The organism is Rossellomorea vietnamensis, assembly GCF_025398035.1.
In the GTDB taxonomy this organism is placed as follows: Bacteria; Bacillota; Bacilli; order Bacillales; family Bacillaceae_B; genus Rossellomorea; species Rossellomorea vietnamensis_B.
Map to the genome: position 1 here is coordinate 2,662,822 of NZ_CP104558.1, position 9,679 is coordinate 2,672,500.

Here is a 9,679-nt window from a genome sequence, read left to right on the forward strand (position 1 = left end):
ATTAAATATGCACAAGAGGCTCACATTGACCCCTTGTGCATGAAAAATCAACTATTCGTTCAGACCCATTTCCTGGTCGACGACCTGTACGATTTCATTCACATATCGCTCACAAAGTTCTTCCGTAGGTGCTTCCGCCATTACACGCACCAAAGGCTCTGTTCCGGAAGGACGTACAAGAATACGGCCATTTCCGTTCATTTCTTCTTCCACCTTTTGAATGACGTTTTTCACCGTATCGTTATCCGTGACATGGTGCTTATCCGTCACTCGTACATTCACAAGCTTCTGAGGGAACTTCTGCATCTCTCCGGCAAGTTCAGAAAGTGATTTACCCGTCACCTTCATGATGTTCACCAGCTGAATTCCCGTTAAAAGTCCGTCCCCTGTCGTATTGTAATCGAGGAAGATAATATGGCCTGATTGCTCACCACCGAGTGTGTAGCCGTTTTTCTTCATTTCTTCTACCACATAGCGGTCCCCAACGGCTGTCTGGATACTCTGGATGCCATTCGCTTCAAGCCCTTTATGGAACCCTAGATTACTCATTACAGTCGATACAACGGTAGACTGTTTTAATTGCCCTTGTGATTTCAAGTACTTACCGCAGATATACATGATCTGATCGCCGTCGACGATCTGTCCGTGCTCATCGATGGCGATGATCCGGTCTCCATCTCCATCAAAGGCAAGACCCAGATCCGCACCTTTTTCTTTCACCATTTCTGCCAATGTTTCCGGGTGAGTGGACCCGACACCTTCATTGATATTCAATCCATTCGGCGATGCTCCCATTGTGGAAATATCGGCATCCAGATCAGCAAACAGGTGAGTGGCAAGAGCGGATGTAGCACCGTGTGCACAATCTAACGCAATATGTAAACCATCGAAATCTTCGTCTACTGATTGTTTTAAATACTGCAGATACTTCTGACCGCCTTCGAAATAGTCACTTACCTGCCCAAGGTCCGCGCCGGTCGGACGAGGAAGTCCGTCAACGGTTTGGTCCAACAGATCTTCAATTTCACTTTCCTGGTCATCGGAAAGCTTGAAGCCATCCGGTCCGAAGAATTTAATTCCGTTATCGGCTACCGGGTTGTGAGAAGCGGAAATCATGACCCCTGCCTGTGCTCCCAGTGCCTTCGTTAAATAAGCGACACCAGGAGTTGAAATCACGCCTAAGCGCATCACTTCAGCCCCTATTGAAAGAAGTCCCGCTACAAGAGCCCCTTCCAGCATATGTCCGGAAATCCGGGTATCCCGTCCAATCAATATTTTGGGACGTGTAGCATCCTTTGTCAGAACATATCCACCAAATCGGCCGAGCTTAAACGCTAATTCCGGTGTCAATTCGGTATTCGCTACACCTCTTACTCCATCCGTTCCAAAATACTTACCCATTGTCATTCTCTCCTTTTTACAGCTCTATGCTGATGTGTTCTTTTCTTTAATTTCTACTTTTACCTTTTCTTGCGAAAGGGTCCATTCAACATTCTCCGGCCCTTCCGCTTCTATTTCTACCTCATGTTCCCCGGGTTCGAGCCCTGTAAGATCGAGAGCAAGAGAGAAATCTTCTTTCTTCACACTACTCACTTCTTCGTTCTCACCTTTCAGTGACACGTCCACTACTCCGTTTTCAGGTTCCATGATGGTGTACTCATATTCGTCAGCCAATCCTTTAGGTTTGATTTCGATCCCGGATAAGCTTTTCTCTTCGGTTGTGTTCACATCAACTGTGACTTTCACTTCTTCAGGAGCCACTTTATTCAATCCATCCTGGAGGGCAAGTGGCACAGTAATGGTCGAATCCTTCGTGATCTTGGAAAGATCGACTTCTGCCAGGAGTTCTTCCACTGTGTCGAGTACATCCTGCCTTCCAAACACCGTTGCTTCTTTAGGTTCCACTGAAATCGACTCAAGGGTGGTACCCTTCGGAAGACTTCCTTTTTGTTTGATGGTGACTGGTACGGCCTTACTCGGATTCACGACCGACACGGTCACATCCACCACTTCAGGATCCACTTGGACATCCATCTTGTTATATTCCCGGTCAAGTACCTGTACCCTGGCTTCCCTTGTCACATTTTCATTGATCTCTTCATCTACATCGAGTGTGGCAATCACGTAGGCGATCCGCTCTACCTCATCCTTCGAGCCTGTCACCTTCACGGATTTCGGATCGACGGCAAGACCTTCTGCCTCATATCCATTGGATAGTATACTCTCATTGAATTTAGGTTCAATGGTGAATTCTTCCGTGACCTTTTCCTGTACGGAAATATTGGCGAAATCAGGGTCGATCTTCACATCCAATTTATCAGAGATGTTCTGAATTTGGATGTCCACCCGGTGTTCACCTATTCCAATATCATTTAAATCAACATATACTTGAAAGTCTTTCAGGGTTTTCGTCTGTTGGACAATCGCTTTTGATCCTTCCACGGTCACGTTCACCGTATCCGGCAAGCCTGACACTTCCAGGTTCTCACTATCGTAGAACACTTCAAGCGGGACATCCTGGATCGTTTCAATCGCATTCTGGGACGTACCGCTACTATTGTTGGCCGTCTTCTGAATATCGTCAAAGTTCACGGATAGATAAAGAATGAAAGCTAACATGAGTCCGACGATACGCATGAACCAACGGCTTTCCATGAATTTATCCATTTTCTTTCTTCCCCCTAAAGCTCCATTTTGTCGAGGAAGCATTCGTTTTATCGCCAATGAGCTCTAACGTAAGAATTTCCCTGAAGCGCTCCAGAGAGAGGTCGCGATGCAACTCCCCATTTTTCGTAATGGAGATAGCTCCCGTTTCTTCTGACACAACGATGGTGATACTATCTGTCACTTCACTGACACCAAGTGCAGCTCTGTGCCTTGTTCCCAGTTCCTTAGAGATGAAAGGACTTTCTGATAACGGTAGATAGCATGCGGCTGCTGCGATTTGATTCTTTTGTACAATCACCGCTCCATCATGAAGTGGTGTATTCGGGATGAAGATATTAATGAGCAGCTGGGACGAAATTTTCGCATCAAGGGGTATACCTGTTTCAATATAATCACTCATCCCCGTCTCCCTCTCAAGAGTAAGGAGTGCCCCGATCCGCCGCTTTGCCATATAGCTTACGGCTTTTGTCATGGATTCAATCATCTGTTCCTGCTCTTCTTCCTCCTGAAGCCCTGTCCTTGAGAACAATCGGCCACGCCCAAGCTGTTCAAGGGCCCGGCGGAGTTCAGGCTGGAAGATGATGATGATCGCAAGGAACCCCCATGTGAGGGCTTGTTCCATCATCCACCCCAGTGTATCGAGACCAAAGATACTACTCAGGCCCCTTACAATGATGATGACAAAAATACCTTTTAATAATTGTACTGCTTTCGTTCCTTTTATCAGCATGATCAGTTTATAGATTACAAACCATACAACGAGTATATCTACAATATCAGAGACATAATCCAGCGCGGAGTAATCCGAAAAAATATCGATAAACGGCATATTACATCCTCCAATAGCTTAATCGAAAGCGTAAGCCGCCATGTGTGGCTTCTCCATTTTCGTAACGTTCCTATTATAGCACATTTTATCACTGTCAAATGAAAGACACCCACGGCTTCATGATTCTTTCTATTCTCTTCATGAACTCACGTTTTTGCATAAAAAAACTGACACGAACATCATAAGTGTCAGCCCTTTAGGGACGGACCTTACATTCCATCCCCTCTATTTTATCCTACTTTTCTTCAAGTTGCGAATTTCCCCAATCCAACGTGTCTTTAGCACCTTTTTTGATCTGGTACCAAAGCCACTCAAACGCCTCATCGATTTCATGGATTTCTCCTGTCACACTGCCTGCAGAAGCCAGATACTGATTACCGTTGATGACTGTCACGTTCCCTGTGACTTTTCCTTCTATTTTCACATCACCATTCCGGACGGTCAGATCACCCTTTACGACTTCCCCCTCAGGTACGACAACCGTATGATCCTGAACGACTAATTTAGTATTTTTCGTAAATGAGAAGTCCTCATCATTCCAGGAGGTAAGGAAACTTCCTGTCATAAAGAACAGGAACAGGGCCGCAGCCGTAAGTAACGGGTGGTGACGGAACCATCTCTGTACCCCTATCTTCTTCTTCTCTTTCGGTAATCCCGCCATGACTTTATCTGTAAAGTCTGCAGAAGCACTGATATGGGATGTGCTTTGTACAAACGCAATCGCTTTTTTCAATTCATGGAAATGGTGCTGACACTCGCTGCATTCCTGCAAATGATGTTTCAGCGTTTCTTCTTTTTCCCTATTTAAGTCTCCATCTAAATAATCGTGCATATAGTCAATGATTTCTTCAGGACAAGGCTTCATGTTCACTCACCCTCTCTACAGTGATCGTAATTGTTTTCTGAGGGCTTCTCGCCCTCTATGTACTCTCGTTTTAACCGTTCCTAACGGTAAATCCAGTATTTCGCTGATTTCCTGAAGCGGGAGCTCTTCAATGTATTTTAAAACGATGACCGATCGATATTTCTCCGGCAACTTGGAAATTTCTTTCTGTATGGTCTCCTGCAACTCCATATTCTCCACTTCATCTTCCGGGAGCTGAACATCAGCAGCCACCTGTGAGTACATCGTCAATCCTTCCGTTCCTGCCACCTCTGCATCCAGGAAGTAATCCGGCTTTTTCTTCCTGATCCGGTCGATACAAAGATTCGTCGCAATCCTGAACAGCCATGTCGAAAACTTTCTCTTTTGATTAAAAGTCTCGATATTTACGTATGCCCGAATAAATGCCTCTTGGGCGATATCCTCTGCCTCATGACGATTCCCCAGCATCCGAAAGCAAATTTGGAACACTTTATCTTTATAAAGCTCGACCAATTCTGCAAAGGCATTTTGATCACCTTTCAATACTTGTTTTATCCGTTTATTCACTAACGCTTCCATTTCACAACCTCCGCTCTATGCGGCTATATTTATATACGTAGTACCCTATCAAAAGGTTTCAATTTTTTTATATTATTATCCTAACAAATTTTTAGGGAAATGTGTTTACATTTATTAGAAAAGGGGTATAAAGGAACTAATATTTCTATTGCGGGAGGATCTCGAAATGAGGAGAAGAATGAATGATTTATTATTTCAAATTGAAGACTGCCGTCGCCAAATGGTCGAACTAGCATTAAAGTCTTCCTTTGCCGATGAGCAAGTAGTTGATTTGAGTACTCGTCTTGACGATCTGTTAAATCAATATCAAGTGGTCAAGCACCATTGAAGGGAAATAGATGAAGGCTGGAATCCTTAGAGGATTCCAGCCTTTTTTGACATTTATTATAGTAACTTCTCTCCAAAAAGAGATCCCATCAGCGCAACGGCAACCGTAGCTGTCTTGTTCTTCTCATCCAGGATGGGATTTACCTCCACGAATTCAGCAGACGTAATCAATCCAGACTCCTCAAGCATCTCCATCGCCAAATGACTCTCGCGGTAGCTGATCCCACCAAGGACAGGCGTCCCGACTCCAGGTGCATCACTTGGATCCAGGCCGTCCAAATCAAGTGATAGATGAACCCCATCCGTTCTTCCCTTCAAGTAATCAATGGATTCTTCCATTACCCTTGTCATTCCCAGGCGGTCGATTTCATGCATCGTATATACTTTGATGCCTTTTTCCTTAATTAACTCTCTTTCTCCTTCATCTAAAGAACGTGCTCCGATGATGACGATGTTCTCCGGCTTGATCTTTGGTGAACTTTGCCCGATACCCGTTAAATCCTCATGGCCGATCCCAAGGCTCACAGCCAGGGGCATCCCGTGAATATTCCCGGACGGAGAGGTATCTCCCGTATTCAAATCACCGTGGGCATCATACCAGATCACCCCTAAGTTCTCATAATGAGGAGAAACCCCTGCCAATGTTCCAATCGCAATACTGTGGTCCCCACCAAAGATCAATGGGAAATCCCCGCTGCCGATGACATCATTCACCTTACCCGCAAGCGTTTCACTCGCTTCAGCAACCGCTTTCAAATTTCGTAAATTTGTATCAGGATTATTATGTACACGTTCAGCCTGCCCGATCTCAATATCACCCAGGTCCTTGATGTCATATCCGAGATTCTCAAGTCGCTCAACGATACCGGCATAGCGAATCGCACTCGGTCCCATATCCACACCTCTGCGCATTTGACCTAAATCCATCGGTACACCAATAATTGAAATATTTCGTTTCATCAAAAATTCCCCCTATTCAAAATTTACGTCCTGTCCCTATTGTATCCCTAGTAAGACCGATGACTCAACTGGACAGGATTGTGTATATATATACGTGGACAGAGGGGTTTTTGATGATGGGATGTAAGAATATTAGTGAAACAAAAAAACCTCAAATCTCCTAAGAGATTCAAGGTCTAATCATGTCGTATGTATGATGATTTTTTCGCTTCATTAACGGATAGATATTTTTGCATTTAAGAAATATCTTTGGTGGAGCCTAGCGGGATCGAACCGCTGACCTCCTGCGTGCAAAGCAGGCGCTCTCCCAGCTGAGCTAAGGCCCCATATAGAGAAATTCTCACACCAAGAGATGTGAGAAAATGTGTGATGAGCCATGAAGGATTCGAACCTTCGACCCTCTGATTAAAAGTCAGATGCTCTACCAACTGAGCTAATGGCTCGTAATGGCTGGGCTAGCTGGATTCGAACCAACGCATGTCGCAGTCAAAGTGCGATGCCTTACCGCTTGGCTATAGCCCAATAATTACGTGAATGGCATAAAAAAGGGACATTTATAGGATGTCCATTTTACACTGAAATATACAAAATGGTGGAGGGGGGCAGATTCGAACTGCCGAACCCGAAGGAGCGGATTTACAGTCCGCCGCGTTTAGCCACTTCGCTACCCCTCCAGCTAAAAAACAATGGTGCCGGCAAGAGGACTTGAACCCCCAACCTACTGATTACAAGTCAGTTGCTCTACCAGTTGAGCTACACCGGCATATTGAATTGATAAGAGCTTAAGGAAAGATATTTTGCTGGCGCAAAAATCTTTGGTGGAGGATGACGGGATCGAACCGCCGACCCTCTGCTTGTAAGGCAGATGCTCTCCCAGCTGAGCTAATCCTCCGTTATGTAATGGTAAGTTATTTTGCTTTCTCAAAAAACTTTGGTGACCCATACGGGATTCGAACCCGTGTTACCGCCGTGAAAGGGCGGTGTCTTAACCGCTTGACCAATGGGCCGGTTTGTTAAAAAAAATAAAAGCTTCCAACCGGGCTCGAACCGGTGACCTCTTCCTTACCATGGAAGCACTCTACCTGCTGAGCTATGGAAGCAATGGCTCCGCAGGCAAGATTCGAACTTGCGACCGATCGGTTAACAGCCGATAGCTCTACCACTGAGCTACTGCGGAATGATTTGGCCTGGCGACGTCCTACTCTCACAGGGGGAGATCCCCCAACTACCATCGGCGCTGAAGAGCTTAACTTCCGTGTTCGGCATGGGAACGGGTGTGACCTCTTCGCCATTATCACCAGACATATTGCTTACAATGACAAATATTATTATATAATATTTTCGATAAAAATCAAGGTATAAATGAAAATTTATTCCCTGAAAACTAGATAAAGGATTGATGTCAAGAAAGCCGAATATCGACCAATTGTTGTTCATTAAAATAATGACTCTTTGTGGTTAAGTCCTCGATCGATTAGTATCAGTCAACTCCACATGTCGCCATGCTTCCATCTCTGACCTATCTACCTAGTCATCTTCTAGGGATCTTACTCACTTACGTGATGGGAAATCTCATCTCGAGGGGGGCTTCATGCTTAGATGCTTTCAGCACTTATCCCTTCCGCACATAGCTACCCAGCGATGCCTTTGGCAAGACAACTGGTACACCAGCGGTGCGTCCATCCCGGTCCTCTCGTACTAAGGACAGCTCCTCTCAAATTTCCTGCGCCCACGACGGATAGGGACCGAACTGTCTCACGACGTTCTGAACCCAGCTCGCGTACCGCTTTAATGGGCGAACAGCCCAACCCTTGGGACCGACTACAGCCCCAGGATGCGATGAGCCGACATCGAGGTGCCAAACCTCCCCGTCGATGTGGACTCTTGGGGGAGATAAGCCTGTTATCCCCGGGGTAGCTTTTATCCGTTGAGCGATGGCCCTTCCATGCGGAACCACCGGATCACTAAGCCCGACTTTCGTCCCTGCTCGACTTGTAGGTCTCGCAGTCAAGCTCCCTTGTGCCTTTACACTCTGCGAATGATTTCCAACCATTCTGAGGGAACCTTTGGGCGCCTCCGTTACTCTTTAGGAGGCGACCGCCCCAGTCAAACTGCCCACCTGACACTGTCTCCCACCCCGATAAGGGGCGCGGGTTAGAATTTCAATACAGCCAGGGTAGTATCCCACCGATGCCTCCACCGAAGCTGGCGCTCCGGTTTCCAAGGCTCCTACCTATCCTGTACAAGCTGTACCAAAATTCAATATCAGGCTACAGTAAAGCTCCACGGGGTCTTTCCGTCCTGTCGCGGGTAACCTGCATCTTCACAGGTACTATAATTTCACCGAGTCTCTCGTTGAGACAGTGCCCAGATCGTTACGCCTTTCGTGCGGGTCGGAACTTACCCGACAAGGAATTTCGCTACCTTAGGACCGTTATAGTTACGGCCGCCGTTTACTGGGGCTTCGATTCGCACCTTCGCTTGCGCTAAGCACTCCTCTTAACCTTCCAGCACCGGGCAGGCGTCAGCCCCTATACTTCGCCTTACGGCTTCGCAGAGACCTGTGTTTTTGCTAAACAGTCGCCTGGGCCTATTCACTGCGGCTCTCTCGGGCTTGCACCCTACCAGAGCACCCCTTCTCCCGAAGTTACGGGGTCATTTTGCCGAGTTCCTTAACGAGAGTTCTCTCGCTCACCTTAGGATTCTCTCCTCGCCTACCTGTGTCGGTTTGCGGTACGGGCACCTTTTTCCTCGCTAGAGGCTTTTCTTGGCAGTGTGGAATCAGGAACTTCGCTACTATAATTCGCTCGCTATCACAGCTCAGCCTTCACGATGACGGGATTTGCCTCATCATCAGCCTAACTGCTTAGACGCACATATCCAGCAGTGCGCTTACCCTATCCTCCTGCGTCCCCCCATTGCTCAAACGGAAAAGAGGTGGTACAGGAATATCAACCTGTTGTCCATCGTCTACGCCTATCGGCCTCGACTTAGGTCCCGACTAACCCTGAGCGGACGAGCCTTCCTCAGGAAACCTTAGGCATTCGGTGGATGGGATTCTCACCCATCTTTCGCTACTCATACCGGCATTCTCACTTCTAAGCACTCCACCAGTCCTTACGGTCTAGCTTCGCAGTCCTTAGAACGCTCTCCTACCACTGACACCTAGAGGTGTCAATCCACAGCTTCGGTGATACGTTTAGCCCCGGTACATTTTCGGCGCAGAGTCACTCGACCAGTGAGCTATTACGCACTCTTTAAATGGTGGCTGCTTCTAAGCCAACATCCTGGTTGTCTAAGCAACTCCACATCCTTTTCCACTTAACGTATACTTTGGGACCTTAGCTGGTGGTCTGGGCTGTTTCCCTTTCGACTACGGATCTTATCACTCGCAGTCTGACTCCCATGGATAAGTCTTTGGCATTCGGAGTTTGTCTGAATTCGGTAACCCG

The 9,679-nt window shown here is 46.7% G+C and carries 7 protein-coding genes, 9 tRNA genes and 2 rRNA genes (1 of these 18 cut by a window edge); 1 reads left to right on the forward strand and 17 read right to left on the reverse strand.

The features are described from left to right. Positions 1 to 51: 51 nt before the first annotated feature. From glmM to sigW, 5 genes are all read right to left on the reverse strand, one after another. Positions 52 to 1,401, reverse strand: a complete 1,350-nt coding sequence (glmM, locus tag N5C46_RS13670) for a phosphoglucosamine mutase (RefSeq protein WP_159360938.1) — start codon at positions 1,399 to 1,401, stop codon at positions 52 to 54. Between the two features lie 24 nt (positions 1,402 to 1,425). Next, entirely contained in the window at positions 1,426 to 2,667 is a 1,242-nt protein-coding gene (locus N5C46_RS13675; RefSeq protein ID WP_261749097.1) for a CdaR family protein, read from the reverse strand. After that, the gene (cdaA, locus tag N5C46_RS13680) at positions 2,660 to 3,496 is read right to left on the reverse strand and encodes a diadenylate cyclase CdaA (protein WP_034765824.1); all 837 of its coding nucleotides are present in this window, start codon (positions 3,494 to 3,496) and stop codon (positions 2,660 to 2,662) included. Before cdaA ends, N5C46_RS13675 begins: the two co-directional genes overlap by 8 nt. A gap of 235 nt (positions 3,497 to 3,731) precedes the next feature. Continuing rightward, complete coding sequence (locus N5C46_RS13685; RefSeq protein WP_229596921.1) at positions 3,732 to 4,361, reverse strand: anti-sigma factor family protein; 630 nt, start codon at positions 4,359 to 4,361, stop codon at positions 3,732 to 3,734. A 15-nt stretch (positions 4,362 to 4,376) separates the two neighbouring features. Beyond that, complete coding sequence (sigW, locus tag N5C46_RS13690) at positions 4,377 to 4,940, reverse strand: RNA polymerase sigma factor SigW (RefSeq protein ID WP_034765821.1); 564 nt, start codon at positions 4,938 to 4,940, stop codon at positions 4,377 to 4,379. A 166-nt stretch (positions 4,941 to 5,106) separates the two neighbouring features. Between sigW and N5C46_RS13695 the strand changes: the two genes are divergently transcribed. Next, a complete protein-coding gene (locus N5C46_RS13695; protein ID WP_034765819.1) occupies positions 5,107 to 5,268 on the forward strand; it encodes an aspartyl-phosphate phosphatase Spo0E family protein in 162 nt (53 codons plus the stop codon). Between the two features lie 56 nt (positions 5,269 to 5,324). Here N5C46_RS13695 and rocF read toward each other — a convergent pair whose 3' ends face one another. The 12 genes from rocF to N5C46_RS13755 all read right to left on the reverse strand — a co-directional run. After that, positions 5,325 to 6,227, reverse strand: coding sequence for an arginase (gene rocF, locus N5C46_RS13700; RefSeq protein WP_034765818.1), 903 nt, complete (start codon positions 6,225 to 6,227; stop codon positions 5,325 to 5,327). A 250-nt stretch (positions 6,228 to 6,477) separates the two neighbouring features. Continuing rightward, a tRNA-Ala gene (locus N5C46_RS13705) sits at positions 6,478 to 6,553 on the reverse strand. Between the two features lie 44 nt (positions 6,554 to 6,597). Beyond that, a tRNA-Lys gene (locus tag N5C46_RS13710) sits at positions 6,598 to 6,670 on the reverse strand. 4 nt (positions 6,671 to 6,674) lie between these two features. Next, positions 6,675 to 6,749, reverse strand: a tRNA-Gln gene (locus N5C46_RS13715). A gap of 68 nt (positions 6,750 to 6,817) precedes the next feature. Next, positions 6,818 to 6,901, reverse strand: a tRNA-Tyr gene (locus N5C46_RS13720). A gap of 13 nt (positions 6,902 to 6,914) precedes the next feature. Then, positions 6,915 to 6,990: transfer RNA gene (locus tag N5C46_RS13725), tRNA-Thr, on the reverse strand. A gap of 53 nt (positions 6,991 to 7,043) precedes the next feature. Then, positions 7,044 to 7,119, reverse strand: a tRNA-Val gene (locus N5C46_RS13730). Positions 7,120 to 7,159: 40 nt separating this feature from the next. After that, positions 7,160 to 7,234, reverse strand: a tRNA-Glu gene (locus N5C46_RS13735). Between the two features lie 20 nt (positions 7,235 to 7,254). Further along, positions 7,255 to 7,327, reverse strand: a tRNA-Thr gene (locus N5C46_RS13740). 2 nt (positions 7,328 to 7,329) lie between these two features. Then, positions 7,330 to 7,404 (reverse strand) — tRNA-Asn (locus N5C46_RS13745). A gap of 8 nt (positions 7,405 to 7,412) precedes the next feature. Next, positions 7,413 to 7,529: ribosomal RNA gene (rrf, locus tag N5C46_RS13750) — 5S ribosomal RNA — on the reverse strand. A 152-nt stretch (positions 7,530 to 7,681) separates the two neighbouring features. Continuing rightward, positions 7,682 to 9,679, reverse strand: a 23S ribosomal RNA gene (locus N5C46_RS13755); it runs 938 nt beyond the window's last position.

Coding starts and splice junctions, on each gene's coding strand:
- N5C46_RS13695 (WP_034765819.1), top strand. CDS start 5,107: ATGAGGAGAAGAATGAATGATTTATTATTTCAAATTGAAGACTGCCGT.
- cdaA (WP_034765824.1), bottom strand. CDS start 3,496: ATGCCGTTTATCGATATTTTTTCGGATTACTCCGCGCTGGATTATGTC.
- N5C46_RS13685 (WP_229596921.1), bottom strand. CDS start 4,361: ATGAAGCCTTGTCCTGAAGAAATCATTGACTATATGCACGATTATTTA.
- glmM (WP_159360938.1), bottom strand. CDS start 1,401: ATGGGTAAGTATTTTGGAACGGATGGAGTAAGAGGTGTAGCGAATACC.
- sigW (WP_034765821.1), bottom strand. CDS start 4,940: ATGGAAGCGTTAGTGAATAAACGGATAAAACAAGTATTGAAAGGTGAT.
- N5C46_RS13675 (WP_261749097.1), bottom strand. CDS start 2,667: ATGGATAAATTCATGGAAAGCCGTTGGTTCATGCGTATCGTCGGACTC.
- rocF (WP_034765818.1), bottom strand. CDS start 6,227: ATGAAACGAAATATTTCAATTATTGGTGTACCGATGGATTTAGGTCAA.